This window comes from Pseudomonas sp. IB20, from assembly GCF_009707325.1.
Taxonomy (GTDB): Bacteria; Pseudomonadota; Gammaproteobacteria; order Pseudomonadales; family Pseudomonadaceae; genus Aquipseudomonas.
Genome location: NZ_CP046103.1, coordinates 1,757,350 through 1,775,528, shown reverse-complemented (window position 1 = coordinate 1,775,528; position 18,179 = coordinate 1,757,350). Strand labels below are relative to the sequence as shown.

General features: G+C 61.1%; 13 protein-coding genes and 6 pseudogenes. 11 read left to right on the top strand and 8 right to left on the bottom strand.

Annotation, left to right across the window (positions count from 1 at the left end):
* Positions 1-43: 43 nt before the first annotated feature.
* The 4 genes and pseudogenes from GJU48_RS08325 to GJU48_RS25615 form a co-directional block, all read right to left on the bottom strand.
* Positions 44-1,996 (bottom strand): annotated as a pseudogene (locus GJU48_RS08325) (FUSC family protein); the annotation flags it as partial.
* Between the two features lie 65 nt (positions 1,997-2,061).
* Positions 2,062-2,253 (bottom strand): annotated as a pseudogene (locus GJU48_RS08320) (DUF808 domain-containing protein); the annotation flags it as partial.
* Between the two features lie 65 nt (positions 2,254-2,318).
* A pseudogene (locus GJU48_RS08315) lies at positions 2,319-2,712 on the bottom strand (TolC family protein); the annotation flags it as partial.
* 20 nt (positions 2,713-2,732) lie between these two features.
* Entirely contained in the window at positions 2,733-3,098 is a 366-nt protein-coding gene (locus tag GJU48_RS25615) for an efflux RND transporter permease subunit (RefSeq protein ID WP_371923435.1), read from the bottom strand.
* A gap of 486 nt (positions 3,099-3,584) precedes the next feature.
* Between GJU48_RS25615 and GJU48_RS08305 the strand changes: the two genes are divergently transcribed.
* Both GJU48_RS08305 and GJU48_RS08300 read left to right on the top strand, forming a co-directional pair.
* Positions 3,585-4,190, top strand: coding sequence for a TetR/AcrR family transcriptional regulator (locus GJU48_RS08305; protein WP_083359383.1), 606 nt, complete (start codon positions 3,585-3,587; stop codon positions 4,188-4,190).
* Between the two features lie 207 nt (positions 4,191-4,397).
* Positions 4,398-4,845, top strand: a pseudogene (locus GJU48_RS08300) (REP-associated tyrosine transposase).
* A gap of 117 nt (positions 4,846-4,962) precedes the next feature.
* Here the strand turns inward: GJU48_RS08300 and GJU48_RS08295 are convergent.
* A complete protein-coding gene (locus tag GJU48_RS08295) occupies positions 4,963-5,403 on the bottom strand; it encodes a GlcG/HbpS family heme-binding protein (protein ID WP_094950729.1) in 441 nt (146 codons plus the stop codon).
* Between the two features lie 256 nt (positions 5,404-5,659).
* On the opposite strand from GJU48_RS08295, the gene gcl reads away from it, so the two are divergent.
* The 8 genes from gcl (at position 5,660) to GJU48_RS08255 (ending at position 15,109) form a co-directional block, all read left to right on the top strand.
* Positions 5,660-7,435: a glyoxylate carboligase gene (gene gcl, locus GJU48_RS08290; protein ID WP_094950730.1), complete on the top strand. Its 1,776-nt coding sequence runs from the start codon at positions 5,660-5,662 to the stop codon at positions 7,433-7,435.
* A 10-nt stretch (positions 7,436-7,445) separates the two neighbouring features.
* Positions 7,446-8,228 carry a hydroxypyruvate isomerase gene (hyi, locus tag GJU48_RS08285; RefSeq protein ID WP_094950731.1) on the top strand — a complete coding sequence of 261 codons (783 nt, stop codon included), beginning with the start codon at positions 7,446-7,448 and terminating at the stop codon, positions 8,226-8,228.
* A gap of 174 nt (positions 8,229-8,402) precedes the next feature.
* Positions 8,403-9,293: a 2-hydroxy-3-oxopropionate reductase gene (locus GJU48_RS08280; RefSeq protein ID WP_094950732.1), complete on the top strand. Its 891-nt coding sequence runs from the start codon at positions 8,403-8,405 to the stop codon at positions 9,291-9,293.
* A gap of 169 nt (positions 9,294-9,462) precedes the next feature.
* Entirely contained in the window at positions 9,463-10,743 is a 1,281-nt protein-coding gene (locus GJU48_RS08275; protein ID WP_094950733.1) for a glycerate kinase type-2 family protein, read from the top strand.
* Positions 10,733-12,148, top strand: a complete 1,416-nt coding sequence (pyk, locus tag GJU48_RS08270; protein WP_094950734.1) for a pyruvate kinase — start codon at positions 10,733-10,735, stop codon at positions 12,146-12,148. The genes GJU48_RS08275 and pyk overlap by 11 nt, the downstream gene beginning before the upstream one ends.
* Positions 12,149-12,270: 122 nt before the next feature.
* On the top strand, positions 12,271-13,143 hold the full coding sequence (locus tag GJU48_RS08265; protein WP_094950735.1) for an urea transporter: 873 nt from the start codon (positions 12,271-12,273) through the stop codon (positions 13,141-13,143).
* Between the two features lie 31 nt (positions 13,144-13,174).
* Positions 13,175-13,999, top strand: a complete 825-nt coding sequence (locus GJU48_RS08260; protein WP_094950736.1) for an ion transporter — start codon at positions 13,175-13,177, stop codon at positions 13,997-13,999.
* A gap of 105 nt (positions 14,000-14,104) precedes the next feature.
* Positions 14,105-15,109, top strand: coding sequence for a sulfate ABC transporter substrate-binding protein (locus GJU48_RS08255; protein WP_094950737.1), 1,005 nt, complete (start codon positions 14,105-14,107; stop codon positions 15,107-15,109).
* Between the two features lie 113 nt (positions 15,110-15,222).
* Here the strand turns inward: GJU48_RS08255 and GJU48_RS08250 are convergent, their stop codons facing one another.
* Complete coding sequence (locus GJU48_RS08250) at positions 15,223-15,837, bottom strand: DUF5666 domain-containing protein (protein ID WP_094950738.1); 615 nt, start codon at positions 15,835-15,837, stop codon at positions 15,223-15,225.
* A gap of 178 nt (positions 15,838-16,015) precedes the next feature.
* Here GJU48_RS08250 and GJU48_RS08245 point away from each other — a divergent pair, with 178 nt between their 5' ends.
* Positions 16,016-17,212 carry an MFS transporter gene (locus GJU48_RS08245; RefSeq protein ID WP_094950739.1) on the top strand — a complete coding sequence of 399 codons (1,197 nt, stop codon included), beginning with the start codon at positions 16,016-16,018 and terminating at the stop codon, positions 17,210-17,212.
* Between the two features lie 6 nt (positions 17,213-17,218).
* Here GJU48_RS08245 and GJU48_RS08240 read toward each other — a convergent pair.
* Positions 17,219-17,416 (bottom strand): annotated as a pseudogene (locus GJU48_RS08240) (type II toxin-antitoxin system HicB family antitoxin); the annotation flags it as partial.
* A gap of 214 nt (positions 17,417-17,630) precedes the next feature.
* Positions 17,631-18,131: pseudogene (locus GJU48_RS08235) on the bottom strand (cytochrome P450); the annotation flags it as partial.
* Positions 18,132-18,179 lie beyond the last annotated feature (48 nt).

Sequence of the window (18,179 nt, the reverse complement as noted above, 5' to 3'; positions counted from 1 at the left end):
GAATGGCCTTTTTTATTGCGCTGATTTTACTCACTTCAGTAAGCAACTGCAGCACCGCCGCCCGGGCCATCTCGCGATCCTGCTCGGCCAGCGACAATGGCTGTTCGAGCGCTTCCAGTAACGCAGCGCTGGGCGCATCCAGCAACGACGCATTTGGCTTGCTCGGCCCACCTCGCTTGAGCGCCGCCGCCAACTGCCGTAAATACCCATCGCGTTCAATCGCCAGCAAGCCTTGGCTGTTCGATAGGCTTGCGCGCAGTTCCAGCAATTCATCGCCCAGGTCCAGCCCCAACAAGCCGTTGTCCCAATGGTGGCGGCGGTCGGCGGGCAAGGCTTCGCTGTAGCGCGACAGGCGAATCAAGCGATCGGCCATACGCCCGCCAAACCAGCTCTCGGCCTGCTCCAAAGGGCGCGATGTCAGCTGCGCCAGGTCAAACAACGAAGCCTTGAACATCCGCCGATAGTGGTGCTCGCCAGGGTTGAGCTGGATCAGCCGAAACACCACCACCGCAATCCCGACGCCCACTAGGGTCGCGATGGCCTTGTTCAGAAAGGCGGCGATGTCGTAGGTCATCAGGTTGCTCGGCCCGATGTTATTGACGAAGAAGATGCAGAACGCCGAAGCGGTGGCCGCAAGCTTCACCCGGCTCATGCACAGCGAAGCGAAAAACAGCGGCACACCCAACGCCAGGCAGAGCAACGGAAAACCATCAAACCCAGGCAGCAAAGCAAAACGTACAACGCCGGCCACCGGGATCGACAGCGCGATGCCCTTGAGAAAATTCAGGCTGGCGGCCGAAGGGTTTTCCCGCGCGGCAAACAGGCTCAGTACCACACCGCTGATCGACACCGCACCCAACCCCGACGGCCAGGCGGTAAACACCCAGAACGCCGCGACGGCCAAAAACGCCAATGCACTGCGTAACCCACCCAGCACGCCCTGCTCGATATCCCGATGCCAGGACATGGCCCCCGGCGCGCCGGGCGGCACCCTGCCCGCCTCAACGGCCGCCAGGGTCAGCTCGCCCAGGTTCACCCACCGCAGAACCTGGGCCAATTGCATCAGGCAAAAGTGCGCCTCTGGGCTCAAATCTGGGTCATCCAGCGCCAGCATGAGGCGACGGGACAATTCAGGCAGCGCCTCATGCCGCTCTTGCTGCAACGTCGCGGCCACCTCATCCACCCAAGGCGCAATGAGCGTCGTGTCAGGCAGCATCATCCGTTGACGGGCCACGCCTCGCGCTGCGCGCAGCAGGCCAAGCAGATCCCGACTGAGCACCCGCAACGCCTGGGAGCGGCGCCGCCCCTTGGGGCCTTCAAACCAGGCATGGTCGCGCTGGGCGTCCACCGCGACCAAGCGGCCCAGTGCCTCCAGCAAGCCCTTGCGCTGATCCGCACCCAGCAGCTCCGAGGCCGCTGCGCGCATTCCCGCCTGCCAGGCGCCACGACCTTGAACCGCGAGGGTCTGCTCAACCCGGCGCGGCCATAAGATCGTGCTGGCGATCGTGGCGCAGAGGATCCCCTGGCTGATCTCCTGGCAGCGCGCCACTGCCTCATCGAACACGCCCAGCGGCGCGGCGGTCGCGGGCAAGGCAATAATGGCCGTGGTGTAGCCGGCCAGCACAAAGCCATAAGAGGCATGATTGCGCAGCAACGACGCCCCCGTGGTGCAAAACGCCAACCACAACGCCATGCACAGCAGGAACAGCAATGGCGCCTGACCGAATATGCCAATCATCGCGATGGAAGCCACGGCGCCCACAAACGTGCCCAGCAACCGATAAGCGCCCTTGGCCAGGACCATGCCGCTGGTGGACTGGCCGACGATAAACACCGTGGTCAGCGCCCATTGCGGCTGCTGCAAGTCAAAGCAAAAGGCCAGGTACAACGCGACCCCGCCAGCGATCATGTTGCGCAAGGCAAACAGCAGATCGGTACGCGAGGGCGCCAGGGTGGCTTGCCAGAAGTCAGGCAGTTGAAACGCGGGAAGCTTCATTCAGCGAACACTTAGATAGCAAGCTAATGATTAGCATCGTATCTATATTCGCAGCGAATGCCAATCTAGCGTTTCACCGCACTCCACAGCTTGCCCACCAGCGAAACCACCGCCAGCACCACTGCCCCGGCGATAATCCCAGCCACCGCATTGAGCAGCGTCGGCATCAACCACGCCATCGCGCCGACACTCTGGCTTACCGTCTCAATCCAGTGGTGCACCACCGGCACGCCATGGGTGAGAATCCCGCCGCCGACCCAACCGACAGGCCGCCATCGCAGGCAAGCCAGCTCCCACAGTTGGATTACGATGTCTCAGCTAATCAGGGTGCCTGCCTGCCGCCGCCCAGGCTCTGAATCAGCGCGACACGGCCTTGGCTAACTGCCTTGGGTGTCGCGCAAGTTTTGCTCAGCTTGCAGCAACACCCACTGCTGAGCACGCAACTGCGCCTCCTGACTCCCAAACAGCTGCTGATTGCGCTGGTACACCTGCTGGAAAGCATCCGCCTGGGTTTGCAGATGATTGATCGCCGACAAATTGTCCTCAACATTCTGCAACGCACTCAGCACCGTGCCCCGATAATTCGCCGCGATCTGGTCATAACTCGCCTCAGCCTGCTTGGCCGCCGCCTCCCGCGCACCGCCATCAACAGTCGTCTCCAACGCCGGGCCCAACGTCCAAATGCGGTTCGGCAACGAAAACAACCCACCCAGCGCGATGGACAGCGAGATCACGATCACCACCAGCAATATCGCCAGCCCCAGCTCGTACTGCACATCGGTAAACGAGGCGCGGATGCGCCATCAACAGTCGTCTCCAACGCCGGGCCCAACGTCCAAATGCGGTTCGGCAACGAAAACAACCCACCCAGCGCGATGGACAGCGAGATCACGATCACCACCAGCAATATCGCCAGCCCCAGCTCGTACTGCACATCGGTAAACGAGGCGCGGATGGTCTGGGTGCGGTCGGTGAGCACCGCCACGTTCAAGGTGCCCGGCAGGCTCGCGCGTAACGTGGGCAGCCGTTGCTGCACGCGGTCGAGCACTTTGATCACGTTAGCACCGGGCTGGTACTGGCCTGCCTTTGTGGGCGCCGCCAAAGAAGTGCATGCCCAGGCCAATCGACAGCGCGACCAGCAACGTTCAAGGTGCCCGGCAGGCTCGCGCGTAACGTGGGCAGCCGTTGCTGCACGCGGTCGAGCACTTTGATCACGTTAGCACCGGGCTGGTACTGGCCTGCCTTTGTGGGCGCCGCCAAAGAAGTGCATGCCCAGGCCAATCGACAGCGCGACCAGCAACAACGCGCCTATGACTCAGGCGAACGTACGTGGCCTGCTTTTCTCCACGGTTTCTCACTCGAACGCCCAATACTGGACTGAACGGCGACCGTATTGGCCGCGTCGCTGATCCGAACTCTAGCAGCGCGCCCAGCCGATGCCGGTACTACCATGAATACGTTCAGCATCCACACAGAAAAAGTCAGCTGCAACGCCCGGCGTGCAAGGCTGCGCCTGCATTCTTGAGCGCTGCGTCAAGCCGGTGCTACCATGCGCAACCGCCTGTCTTGGCAAGGAAACTGCTGGTCTATGAGCACCATCCGCGAGCGCAATAAAGAAATGATCCTGCGGGCGGCGAGCGAGGAGTTTGCCGACAAGGGCTTCGCCGCGACCAAAACCAGCGACATCGCCGCCAAGGCCGGGCTGCCCAAGCCCAACGTTTACTACTACTTCAAGTCCAAGGACAACCTCTATCGCGAGGTGCTCGAGAGTATTATCGAGCCGATCCTGGCGGCGTCCACGCCGTTCAATCCCGACGGTGAGCCGGCGGTGGTGCTGAGCAATTACATCCGCTCGAAAATCCGCATCTCCCGCGACCTGCCGTTTGCCTCCAAAGTATTCGCCAGCGAAATCATGCACGGCGCGCCGCACCTGAGCAGCCAGCAGGTCGAGCAACTGAACGCCCAGGCCAAGCACAACATCGACTGCATCCAGAGCTGGGTGGACCGTGGCCTGATCGCGGCCATTGACCCCAATCACCTGATGTTCAGCATCTGGGCGGCGACGCAGACGTATGCCGATTTTGATTGGCAGATATCGGCGGTAACCGGGAAAGCCAAGCTGGATGAGGCGGATTATGAAGCAGCGGCGCAGACGATTATTCGGTTGGTGTTGAAGGGGTGTGAGCCGGACTGATAGACCGTGGTGTGGCCATCGCAGGCAAGCCAGCTCCCACATTGGAATCTATGCCAGACACACTATGTATGAACACCGCAAAACCAATGTGGGAGCGGGCTTGCCCGCGATAGCGCCCTCCCAGACACATCCTGCCAAAAGCCTGCTAATCAACCCCAGCTTTCCACACCTAGCCTCTCAGAACACCATCTGAAGAGAGGCCATGGAATGCCTGATCTCCCCGCATCAAAACGACTGCGCATCGGTCGTTACAACGAATCCAACCGTATCTACTTGCTGACCAGCAACACCCTTGATCGCGAGCCCATTTTCCAGGACTTCAAGCTAGGCCGACTGGTGGTACAACAATTTCGAATCGCCCAGAACCAAGGCCTGGCGACATCCTTGGCATGGGTGGTCATGCCTGACCATTTCCACTGGCTTATCTCTCTGGAGAAAGGCTCCCTTTGCGACCTGATGCGCCAAGTAAAATCCAAAAGTACTCGAATCATTAATGGTGTTGCCGGTCGCCAAGGCCGTCTTTGGCAACCTGGCTTTCACGATCATGCCGTGCGCCGTGAGGGGCATAGCTCGCTACATTGTGGCCAACCCATTGAGAGCAGGCCTGGTGAAGAAGTTTGGCGACTACCCCTTATGGGATGCGATCTGGCTTTGACTGTAGACCGAGTCGCCGCCATCGCGGGCAAGCCCGCTCCCACAGGGTTAGTGGTGTGCACACCGACCAATGTGGGAGCGGGCTTGCCCGCGATAGCAATCTACCTGTCACCGAAGGCTAGGCAGACACCCCTGCATCCGCCAACAACCCCACCCCCTCAATCGCCGTAATCGCACACTGTTCATCAATATCCGACGTATCCCCACTGATCCCAATCGCCCCCAGCACCGCACCCGCCTGATCCCGAATCAATACCCCGCCCGGCGCCGGCACCACGCTGCCCTGCCCCAGGCTGTTCAACGCCGCGATAAACGCCGGGCGCTGCTGGGCGTCCAGTGCCAGCAAACGTGAGCCCTTGCCCAGGGCAATCGCGCCCCAGGCCTTGCCGATGGCGATTTGCGGGCGTAGCAGGCTGGCGCCGTCTTCGCGTTGCAGGGTGACCAAGTGCCCGCCGCTGTCGAGCACTGCAATGGTCAGCGGTGCGGCTGAAATGGTTCGGCCTGCGTGAAGGGCCTGGCTGGCCAGTTGGGTGGCGAGTTTCAAGGTTAAAGCGCTCATGGTGCCGTCCTTCTTTTGTTATTGAGAAAGCGGTGGAGGTCTGTTTGATCAGATGCCCAATCGAACAAATAGAACACAATGACATTTGTTTTTGTAAACAATATTTTCGCACAAACGCTCCATACGTCGAAAAAAGCGCTTCCGACGAACGTAAAGGCGCATTTATAAAATGCATTGACCTGCGCCGCTCGCCGTGAATACACTTTGACCAGACACCACTTGTATACAATTACAAAACGCAAGAGGCACCAAAACCATGAGCAAAATGAGAGCAATCGAAGCCGCCGTCCTGGTGATGCGCCGTGAAGGTGTGGACACCGCCTTCGGTATCCCAGGCGCCGCCATCAACCCGCTGTATTCGGCCTTGCAGAAGGTCGGTGGCATCGATCACGTCCTTGCTCGCCACGTTGAAGGCGCCTCGCACATGGCCGAGGGCTACACCCGCACCAAGGCCGGCAATATCGGCGTGTGCATTGGCACCTCGGGCCCGGCGGGCACTGACATGGTCACCGGCCTGTACAGCGCCTCGGCCGACTCGATCCCGATTCTGTGCATCACCGGCCAAGCCCCGCGTGCACGGATGCACAAAGAGGACTTCCAAGCCGTCGACATCACCAGCATCGTCAAGCCGGTGACCAAGTGGGCGACCACTGTGCTGGAGCCTGGCCAAGTGCCGTATGCCTTCCAGAAAGCTTTCTATGAAATGCGCTCCGGCCGCCCTGGCCCGGTGCTGATCGACCTGCCGTTCGACGTGCAGATGGCCGAGATCGAATTCGACATCGACGCCTACCAACCGCTGCCGCTGGCCAAGCCATTGGCCACGCGCATCCAGGTCGAGAAAGCCCTGGCGCTGCTGGACCAAGCCGAACGCCCCTTGCTGGTGAGCGGCGGCGGCGTGATCAACGCCGACGCCAGCGAGCTGCTGGTGGAGTTCGCCGAATTGACCGGCATCCCGGTGATCCCGACCCTGATGGGCTGGGGCACGATCCCGGACGATCACCCGCAGATGGTGGGCATGGTCGGCCTGCAAACCTCGCACCGTTATGGCAACGCGACGATGCTCAAATCGGACGTGGTGCTGGGCATCGGCAACCGTTGGGCCAACCGCCACACCGGTTCGGTGGAGGTGTACACCGAGGGGCGCAAATTCATTCACGTCGACATTGAGCCGACGCAGATTGGCCGCGTGTTCACCCCGGACCTGGGCATCGTTTCCGACGCAGGGTCTGCGCTGACGATGTTCATTGAAGTGGCCCGCGAGTGGAAAGCCGCAGGCAAGCTCAAGGACCGCAGCGCCTGGCTGCATGACTGCCAGCAACGCAAGGCCACCTTGCACCGCAAGACCCACTTCGACAACGTGCCGGTCAAGCCGCAACGCGTGTACGAAGAGATGAACCAGGTGTTCGGCAAAGACACCTGCTACGTCAGCACCATCGGCCTGTCGCAGATTGCCGGCGCGCAGTTCCTGCACGTCTACAAGCCACGCCACTGGATCAACTGCGGCCAAGCCGGCCCGTTGGGATGGACCATTCCGGCGGCGCTCGGGGTGGTCAAGGCTGACCCAAGCCGCAAAGTCGTGGCGCTTTCGGGCGACTATGACTTCCAGTTCATGATCGAAGAATTGGCCGTGGGCGCGCAATTCAAGCTGCCGTATATCCACGTGGTGGTGAACAACTCCTACCTGGGTTTGATCCGCCAGGCCCAGCGCGGGTTTGAAATGGACTACTGCGTGCAGCTGTCTTTCGACAATCTCAACGCCCCGGAACTCAACGGTTATGGCGTCGACCACGTCGCCGTCGCCGAAGGCCTGGGTTGCAAGGCCCTGCGCGTATTCGAACCGGACCAGATTGCGCCGGCGTTGCGCAAGGCCAAGGAAATGATCGAAGAGTTCAAGGTGCCAGTGATTGTTGAGATTATTCTGGAGCGCGTGACCAATATTTCCATGGGCACCGAGATCAACGCCGTCAACGAATTCGAAGATTTGGCCCTGGTCGGCAACGATGCGCCGACTGCCATTTCCCTGCTCGATTAAGGAGAACCTTATGCCGCGTTTTGCCGCCAACCTGTCGATGCTGTTTACCGAACAGGACTTTCTCGCCCGTTTCAAAGCGGCTGCCGATGCCGGCTTCCAGGGTGTCGAGTACCTGTTCCCGTACGAATTCAGCTCCGCCCAAATCAAGGCGCAACTGGACGCCAACGGCCTGACCCAAGTGCTGTTCAACCTGCCGGCCGGCGACTGGGCCAAGGGCGAACGCGGCCTGGCGTGCCACCCGGACCGAGTCGAGGAATTCCGTGCTGGGGTCAAGCTGGCCATCGCCTACGCCCAGGTGCTGGGCAATACCCAGATCAATTGCTTGGCGGGCATCCGGCCGCAAGGCGTTGACGACGAAACCGTGAAAAAAACCTTTGTCGCCAACCTCAAGTACGCCGCCGACAAGCTGCAAGCCGCGGGCATCAAGCTGGTGATGGAGATGATCAACACCCGTGACATCCCCGGCTTTTACCTCAACAACACCGCCCAGGCCCTGGCGATTCGCGAGCAAGTGGGCAGCGCCAACCTGTTCCTACAATACGACATCTATCACATGCAAATCATGGAAGGCGACCTGGCCCGGACCCTGGCTGCGCACCTGGGTGAGATCAACCACATCCAACTGGCCGACAACCCGGGGCGTAACGAGCCCGGAACCGGGGAGATCAACTACCGCTTCCTGTTCGAGCATTTGGACCGAATTGGTTACGCGGGTTGGGTTGGTTGTGAGTACAAGCCGTTGACCACCACTGAAGCGGGTTTGGGCTGGCTCAAAACCCACAACGCGATCTAACAGACACACCACAGAACAATGTGGGAGCTGGCTTGCCTGCGATGGCGGTGTATCAGGCGATCAATCTGTAACGGATCGAGCGCTATCGCAGGCAAGCCAGCTCCCACAGTAGATCTTCGGTGTTTGGCAGACCCGAGACAGGCCTGCCCATCTAATAAAAAGAGGATTTTGATCATGGCTAAAATCGGATTTATCGGCACCGGCATCATGGGCCAACCCATGGCCGCCAACCTGCAAAAGGCCGGCCACCAACTGTTCCTGTCCGAGCACCACGGCAAGGCCCCGGCCGAGCTGATCGACGCCGGCGCCGTGGCCCTGGCCAACCCGCAGCAAGTGGCCCAGGAAGCCGAGTTCATCATCGTGATGGTGCCGGACACCCCGCAGGTCGATGACGTGCTGTTCCGCGCCGATGGCGTTGCGGCCGGTTTGTCGCCGAACAAGGTGGTGATCGACATGAGTTCGATCTCGCCCACCGCCACCAAAGCCTTTGCCGCCAAGATCAATAAGACCGGCGCGCAGTACCTCGACGCCCCGGTGTCCGGTGGTGAAGTCGGCGCCAAGGCCGGCACCTTGAGCATCATGGTCGGGGGCGAGCCGCACACCTTCGAACGCGCCCTGGCGCTGTTCCAGAGCATGGGCAAGAACATCACCCTGGTCGGCGGCAATGGCGATGGCCAGACCGCCAAGGTGGCCAACCAGATTATCGTCGCGTTGAATATTCAGGCGGTGGCCGAAGCGCTGCTGTTCGCCTCGAAAAACGGCGCCGACCCGGCCAAGGTACGTGAAGCGCTGATGGGTGGTTTTGCTTCGTCGAAGATCCTCGAAGTGCATGGCGAACGCATGATCAAGGGCACCTTTGATCCGGGCTTCCGTATCAACCTGCACCAGAAGGATTTGAACCTGGCGCTGGCCGGGGCCAAGGAACTGGGGATCAACCTGCCGAACACCGCCGGCACCCAGCAGGTGTTCAGCACCTGCACAGCGATTGGCGGTGGCAACTGGGACCACTCGGCGCTGATCAAGGGGTTGGAGCATATGGCGAATTTTTCGATTCGCGATAAGTAATTCAATTTGAAATGCACCCCTGTGTAGGAGCTGGCTTGCCTGCGATAGCGGTTTTTCAGTGACAGATCAGTTGTCTGACAGACCGCTATCGCAGGCAAGCCAGCGCCCACATTTTTGTCCCAGTTCCACGTTTCAAACCTAAAAACAAAAATCCCCCGGGAGCCCGCTTATGTCGGTCGATCCGCAACACCTGCTTCGCGAGCTGTTTGCCACAGCCATCGACGCCGCCCACCCCCGGCAAGTCCTTGAACCTTACCTGCCCACCGACCGCAGCGGCCGAGTGATCGTGATCGGCGCCGGCAAAGCCGCGGCGGCCATGGCCCTCGTTGTCGAGAACTGCTGGCAGGGCGACGTCTCGGGCCTGGTGGTCACCCGCTACGGCCACGGCGCACCGTGCAAAAAAATCGAAGTGGTCGAAGCTGCGCACCCGGTCCCCGATGCGGCGGGCTTGGCGGTGGCCAAGCGCGTGCTGGCACTGATCAGCAACCTGACCGAAGACGACCGCGTGATTTTCCTGCTCTCCGGTGGCGGCTCTGCCTTGCTGGCGCTGCCCGCCGAAGGCATCACCCTGGCCGACAAACAGGCCATCAACAAAGCCCTGCTCAAATCCGGCGCGACCATCGGCGAGATGAATTGCGTGCGCAAGCACCTCTCGGCGATCAAGGGCGGGCGACTGGCCAAGGCAGCCTGGCCGGCGACGGTGTACACCTACGCGATCTCCGATGTGCCGGGCGACCAGGCCACCGTCATCGCGTCCGGCCCCACCGTCGGTGACCCAAGCACCTCGCAACAAGCCCTGGCGATTCTCAAGCGCTACGGCATCGATGCGCCCGCCTCGGTGCGCAGCTGGTTGCAGAACCCGGCGTCGGAAACCGTCAAACCCGGCGACCCGCTGCTCGCGCGCAGCCATTTCCAATTGATCGCCCGCCCACAACAATCCCTCGAAGCGGTGGCGGTGAAAGTGCGCCAAGCCGGGTTCAGCCCGTTGATCCTCGGCGACCTCGAAGGCGAAGCACGGGACGTGGCCAAGGTACATGCCGGTATCGCCCGCCAGATCGTGCAACACGGCCAGCCATTGGCGGCGCCGTGCGTGATCCTCTCCGGCGGTGAAACCACCGTCACCGTGCGCGGCGATGGCCGTGGCGGGCGCAATGCCGAATTCCTGCTGAGCCTCACCGACAGCCTCAAGGGCCTGCCCGGCGTCTACGCCCTGGCCGGTGACACCGACGGCATCGACGGTTCGGAAGACAACGCCGGCGCGATCATGACCCCAACCAGCTACGCCCGCGCCGAAGCCTTGGGCCTGTCGGCCAGCGATGAGCTTGATAACAACAATGGCTACGGTTATTTCGCTGCCCTCGACGGTTTGATCGTCACCGAGCCAACCCGCACCAACGTCAACGATTTCCGCGCCATCCTGATTCTTGAGACTGCCCAACATGACGCCTGACAAGAAGGTCAAAATCCTCGCCACCCTCGGCCCGGCAACCGACAGCATTGACGATATTCGCGAGTTGGTGGAAGCCGGGGTGAATATCTTCCGCCTGAATTTCAGCCACGGTGATCACGCCGATCACGCCCAGCGCTACCAGTGGATTCGCCAGGTCGAGCGCCAGCTGAATTATCCGCTGGGCATCCTCATGGACCTGCAAGGGCCGAAGCTGCGGGTCGGGCGATTTGCCGAGGGCAAAGTGCAACTGGTGCGCGGCCAGGCCCTGCGCCTGGACTTGGACCCGACACTGGGCGACCAATGCCGGGTCAACCTGCCCCACCCGGAAATCATCGCGGCGCTGGAGCCGGGCATGGACCTGTTGCTGGACGACGGCAAGTTGCGCCTGCGGGTGATCACCAAACATGCCAACGCCATCGACACCACCGTACTGAATGGCGGCGAACTGTCTGACCGCAAGGGCGTGAATGTCCCGCAAGCCTTGCTGGAACTCAGCCCGCTGACCGCCAAGGACCGCCGCGACCTGAGCTTCGGCCTGGAACTGGGCGTGGACTGGGTGGCGCTGTCGTTTGTGCAGCGCCCGGAAGATATCCGCGAGGCCCGCGAGTTGATCGGCGACAAGGCGTTCCTGATGGCCAAGATAGAGAAGCCATCGGCCGTGCAACGCTTGCAGGAAATCGCCGAGCTGAGTGACGCAATCATGGTGGCAAGAGGCGACCTGGGCGTTGAAGTGCCCGCCGAAAGCGTGCCGCAGATCCAGAAAGACATCGTCAGCACCTGCCGCCAGTTGGGCAAGCCAGTGGTGGTGGCCACGCAGATGCTTGAGTCCATGCGCTTCTCGCCGGCGCCGACCCGTGCCGAAGTCACCGATGTCGCCAATGCGGTGGCCGAAGGCGCGGACGCGGTGATGCTGTCGGCGGAAACCGCCTCAGGCGAATACCCACTGGAAGCCGTGCAGATGATGAGCAAGATCATCCGCCAAGTGGAAAACGGCCCGGATTACCAGACACAGCTGGACGTCAGCCGGCCCAAGGCCGATGCCACGGTGTCGGATGCAATTAGCTGCGCGATCCGGCGCATCAGCAGCATCCTGCCGGTGGCGGTGCTGGTGAACTACAGCGAGTCCGGCAGCTCCAGCCTGCGCGCCGCGCGGGAACGGCCGGTGGCGCCGATCCTCAACCTCACGCCGAACCTGTCCACGGCGCGGCGCTTGAGCGTGGCGTGGGGCGTGCATTCGGTTGTGAATGATCGGCTGCGCCAAGTGGATGAGGTGTGTTCTACGGCGCTGGAGATTGCCCAGGCCCAAGGGATGGCGCAGCGCGGGGATACGTTGGTGATTACCGCCGGGGTGCCGTTTGGCAAGCCGGGGTCGACCAATTCGCTGCGCATCGAGACATTGATTTAGCGCCTGTTGGGGCCTCATCGCGGGCAAGCCCGGCCCCCACATTTTGATGTGCCAATACATTCAAAAGTGGGAGCTGGCTTGCCTGCGATTGAGGGCAACTCGGTCTCACTGACTAAACCACAATGCACAACCCACCCTGCCCCGACTGGGCCGAAGCCTTGCTCAACGGCTTCAGCCAGATCTTCCTGCAACGCCAGCCACTGTGTGGCCTGCTGTGCCTGCTGGCCATCCTGATCGGCGCCCCGGCCTTGTTCGGCGGGGCGCTGCTGGGTGGTGTGGCGGGTTTGCTCACGGCCCAGCGCCGGGGTTACCCCAAGGCTGAGCGCCAGGCCGGCCTTTATAGCTACAACGGCGTGCTGCTGGGCTTGTTGATCAGCCAGCACTTCGCGTGGTCGGCCTTATTGCCGCCGCTGATCCTGGCGTGCGGCGGCTTGAGTGCGATGCTCACGCGCCAATGGTTAAAACATGCCACGCAAGCGGATGACTTGCCCGCCTATACCGCGCCTTTTGTCGGCCTCGCCTGGTTGCTGCTGGGCACAGTGCCTGCAGGCACCTTCACCTTGAGCGAACCCGACACCCTCGGCGTGCTCACTGCGCCCTTCACCGGGCTCGCACAAATCATGCTGCTGGACCAGCCACTGGCCGGCGCCCTGATTGCGTTTGGGCTGTTGATGGCCGACCGTCGTGCCGCGCTGTGGGCGCTGATCGGTGCCGCCAGTGGCGTGCTGATCGCCCTGCTGATGGGCGAAACCAGCAGCGCCCTTCTCGGCCTGCACAGCTATAACCCAGCATTGGCCGCGCTGGCGTTGAGCCAGACGCGCCGCCAGCCTTGGTTGCCGCTGCTCGGCATCGGCCTGGCAATCACGCTCACGCCGGGGTTCAGCGCCCTGCAACTGCCGGCGCTGACCGCGCCGTTTATCCTCGCCTGCTGGCTGGTACGCGCCAGCCAGCGATTGTTCAAAGCCCGCGTGGACAGCCCGTTCGAATCCCCCTAGGCTTGCCCGATATTCGATTTAGGCGGGTTTTATGGACAGTAACAACGACTGGCGTCAGCGCCTCTACGTCATGGTTTTCCAAAGCGATACAGCGGCCGGGCGCCGCTTTGACGGCATTTTGTTGCTGATCATCCTCGCCAGCATTGTGATCGTGATGCTCGACAGCATCGACCAGGTTCACCAGAACTACGCGAATCTGCTGGCCTATATCGAGTGGGGCTTCACGGTGATCTTCGCCATCGAGTACGGCTTGCGCCTGTATTGCTCGCCCAAGCCGTTGCGCTACGCCTTCAGTTTTTATGGGCTGGTGGATTTGCTCGCCATCGTGCCCGGCATTCTCGCGCTGTATTACAGCGACGCGCAGTACCTGCTGATCATCCGCATCATTCGGATGCTGCGGATCTTCCGCGTGCTCAAGCTCAGCCCGTACCTCAAGCAGGCCAACTACCTGATGGCGGCGCTGCGCGGCAGCAAACAAAAGATCGTGGTGTTCCTGGTGAGCGTGTGCACCCTGGTCACGGTGTTCGGCACCTTGATGTACGTGATCGAAGGCCCGGAACATGGGTTTACCAGCATTCCCAAGGGCATCTATTGGGCGATTGTGACCCTGACCACCGTGGGCTTTGGCGACATCGTGCCGAAGACGCCATTAGGCCAGGTGATCTCGTCGCTGGTGATGATCACCGGTTACTCGATCATCGCCGTGCCCACCGGGATTTTTACCGCCGAATTGGCCAGCGCCATGCGCGGGGAGCAGTTGCAACACGACTGCCCGGTGTGCAAAAAAGACAGCCATGAACCCAACGCGGCGTTTTGCTCGCGCTGTGGCAGCAATCTGTTTCGTAAAGTGGAATAAGCAAAGTTCGTTTTAATCTTTAAACGTCTATGCGGGCGCGGCTATAGTCGGTGGCAAATTGCCCCCACTCAATCGACAAGCTTCTCGAACAACAAGGAATGAGCAGTGAAAAAACTCGTTAGCGCCTCTCTTCTGGCCGCCGGCCTTGCCCTGGCGGGCGCCGTCCAGGCTGCCCCCGTCACACTGCTCAACGTCTCCTATGACGTGATGCGCGACTTCTACAAGGATTACAACGCTGCCTTCCAGAAGCACTGGGAAGCCGAGCATCCGGACGACAAGCTGACCTTGCAGATGTCCTTCGGCGGTTCCAGCAAACAAGCGCGCTCGGTGATCGACGGCCTGCCGGCTGACGTGATCACCATGAACATGGCCACCGACATCAACGCCCTGGTCGACAACGGCAAACTGGTGCCGGACAACTGGGTGACCCGGCTGCCGAACAACAGCGCGCCGTTCACCTCCGCCACCGTGTTTATCGTGCGCAAAGGCAACCCCAAAGCCCTGAAAGACTGGCCAGACCTGCTCAAAGAGGGTGTGCAGGTGATCGTGCCGAACCCGAAAACTTCGGGTAACGGCCGCTACACCTACCTGTCGGCCTGGGGTTATGTGCTGAAGAACGGCGGCGATGAAGACAAGGCCAAGGCCTTTGTCGGCAAGCTGTTCAAGCAGGCGCCTGTGCTGGATACCGGCGGCCGTGCAGCCACCACCACGTTCATGACCAACCAGATTGGCGACGTGCTGGTGACCTTTGAAAACGAAGCGGAAATGATCGCGCGTGAATTCGGCAGTGATCAGTTCGAAGTGATCTACCCAAGCGTCTCCGCCGAAGCTGAGCCGCCGGTATCGGTGGTCGACAAAGTGGTCGAGAAGAAAGGCACCCGCGTCGCCGCCGAAGACTACCTGAAATACCTGTGGTCGCCGCAAGGCCAGGAAATCGCCGCCAACAACTACCTGCGCCCACGTGACCCAAAGGTGCTGGCCAAGTACACCGACCGCTTCCCGAAAGTCGACTTCCTGTCGGTCGAGAAGACCTTTGGCGACTGGCGCACCGTGCAGAAAACCCACTTCAATGATGGTGGGGTTTTTGACCAGATCTACAGCGGCCAATAACTGAATGTGGGAGCTGGCTTGCCTGCGATGCAGGCACCTTGGTGTGTCAGGCATACCTAGGTGATGCTATCGCAGGCAAGCCAGCACCCACATTTTGCTCATCATTGGGTCAGTTACATCGGCGGTGTCACGCCGTCTTTGCCGGCTGAGATGGCCTGTGCGGTGATGGTCCCATCCGCGCCCTGCGCCGCAAACATCACCACCTTCACCCCCGGTTTGAGCAAGCTGCGATCCCCTGGCTCCAGGTTGACGATCGGCACATCATCGGGCACCACAATCTTCTGTTCGCCGCCTTTGTATTTCACGGTCAAGGTGCGCCCGTTGCTGACCACCAAGTCGCCGACGGTGCCGTTGGTCATGCTGCTGCCTTCTTTCAAGTCAAACGCGCGGTGCCCGTCGCCCGTGCCGGCCATGGCCGGTGGAAACACGTGGACTTCCAGGGCCGTGAGGGTGCCATCGGCGTTGGGCATGGCGGCGGAGCCAATGTAGCTGCCGGGCTTGATTTCATCGATCTTGGCCAGGGTCACGGCACGCACTTGGGTGTCTTTGGTCAGGTGCACGATGACGTCCTCACCGCTGTTGACCTTGACGTGCATCGCATCGCCGTCCATCGCCGTGATGGCGCCACGTACACCAACGCGCGGGGCATCGGCGGCGTTCGCCAGCCCAATGGCCATGGCCGCGGCGAGGGTTGAAGCCAGGATCATCTTGTTCAGCGTGATTTTCATGAAAGTGGATTTCCTGTTTCGGCAGTTGTGACTGAATGTATCATTGCCCTTCGACCCGAAAGTTAACGTTTCAGTCATTAATTCCGGGCATGAGTGTTATCACCGTCAACGGCCTACTCGCTGCCAGGTCTTGTCTTTATTCTCGCACGCCATCTTCCTTCGCTTTTACGAGAACACCATGAACGCTACCCCACACGCTACGAGCACCATGACCCGCGGGATGGTGATGCTGTTTGCGTTCTGTTGCGGCGCCATTGTTGCCAACATCTACTACGCCCAACCGATCATCGAGTTGATCGCGCCGGACATCGGCCTGACTCCCGCGATGGCCAGCCTGATCGTGTCCCTCACGCAAATCGGCTATGCCCTGGGCCTGTTCTTCCTGGTGCCGCTGGGCGATCTGTTGGAAAACCGCAAGCTGATGATCGCCACAACGGTGCTGGCCATCGCCAGCCTACTGGGTGCTGCGTTCACCGAGCAGCCGAATTTGTTCCTTCTTGTGTCGTTGCTGATCGGATTCAGTTCCGTCTCGGTGCAAATTCTGATCCCGCTGGCCGCGCACCTGGCGCCTGCCGAATCCCGTGGCCGTGTGGTCGGCAGCATCATGGGCGGACTGTTGCTGGGTATTTTGCTGGCACGGCCGGTGTCCAGTGTGGTGGCCGATCACTTCGGCTGGCGCACGATGTTCATGGCCGCCGCCGCGTTGATGGCGTTTATCAGCGTGGTGCTGTTGATGACCATCCCCAAGCGCCAGCCCGACCACAGCGCCAGCTACGGCCAGTTGCTGCGCTCCCTCGGCACCCTGCTGCGCGAGCAACCGGTGCTGCGCCAACGCGCGTTCTACCAAGGCTGCATGTTTGCCACCTTCAGCCTGTTCTGGACCGCCGCCCCGCTGGAGTTGGTACGTAACCATGGCCTGAGCCAAACCCAGATCGCGATCTTCGCCCTGGTGGGTGCCATCGGCGCCATCGCCGCGCCCATCGCCGGCCGCCTGGCCGATGCCGGCCACACGCATCGCGCCTCGCTGCTGGCCATGTTGTTTGGCGCCTTGAGCTTCCTGCCGGCCTTCGTACACCCGCTGTACAGCGTGATTGGCCTGGCGGTGACCGGCGTGGTCCTGGACTTCTGCGTGCAGATGAACATGGTCCTGGGCCAACGCGCCGTCTACGCCCTCGACGCTAACAGCCGCAGCCGCCTGAACGCGCTATACATGACCAGCATCTTCATCGGCGGCGCCTTCGGTTCGGCGATTGCCAGCAGCGTGTATGAACACGGCGGCTGGCTGGGCGTGATGCTAGTGGGCAGTGCGTTCCCGCTGCTGGCGTTGTTGCGGTTCCTGAGTGCGTCGCGCCAGGTGTCGGTCGCGACAGCCTGATTGCGCTTAGGAGCGCACCAACTTCTCCAAAGCCGCACCTGCCAGAAATGACGAGCGGCTTTTGACCTTGTGTTCACGCACGTCACGGTCGATGCGCTGAATGACATAACCGGGCAAGGTCACATTGACCTTCTCGGTCTTGCCCAGATAAGGCGAGATGTCCAACTCCAACATGCCCCAGCCCATCCCCGCGTAATCTTCGTGGGCGTGATAATGCCCAGGTCGGATTGACGGCTGTATTACGGAATATTGGAAACCCGCTGAATTTATTCCAGGGCGACGTCGTCGTGGGTCGAGTGTGTGCAGGCGCTGATCAACGCCTAAGCGCTGTCAGCGCTTTGCCGTGTCGCTTTTCAGTGCTGACGAGAAGTCAGACCGAGCACATCCTGCGGCCTGATCAAACGCGCGCTTTTAATCAGGCATCACGCAATTGAGCTTCGCGGCTCAGCGGCGAGAGGCAGGCGACAAAATCCCGTGTCAAACCGGCGACCGTGCTTAACCGTTCGCCGGGCACACCCAGCAGATACGCGACTACCGAGACGGGCAAGGTAAACATCCAATCATCCAGGCTATGCATGCAAGCGCTGAGTTGCCTCACCACTCCTGCAATGTGCAGCGCATCCAACCTGGCCAGCGCAGGCTCGACCGCGGCCCTCGGGCATTGGTGGGCCACCCCCTCGTTCATACGCATCAACCTGGCGAAGACCTGCCCCGCCGCACCGTTTGCGATAGCCGCAGGCACGGGCTCGTGTGACGGGCGTACCCGACAGTCGGGATGCGTCAGCACGGCTTCGACGGCCTTGGCGCTACTGGCGATCCACAGTCCAAGGTCAGCATCGAACAACAGCTCATCGTTGCGTCTCAGGGCTGCGTAATACGCATAAGGGTCAGCATGGGTAGCGGCTTGCAGCGGTGTCATTCGGTACGTCCTGTTCGCAAAAGAAGCGTTACTATCTGCCCTCTCTCA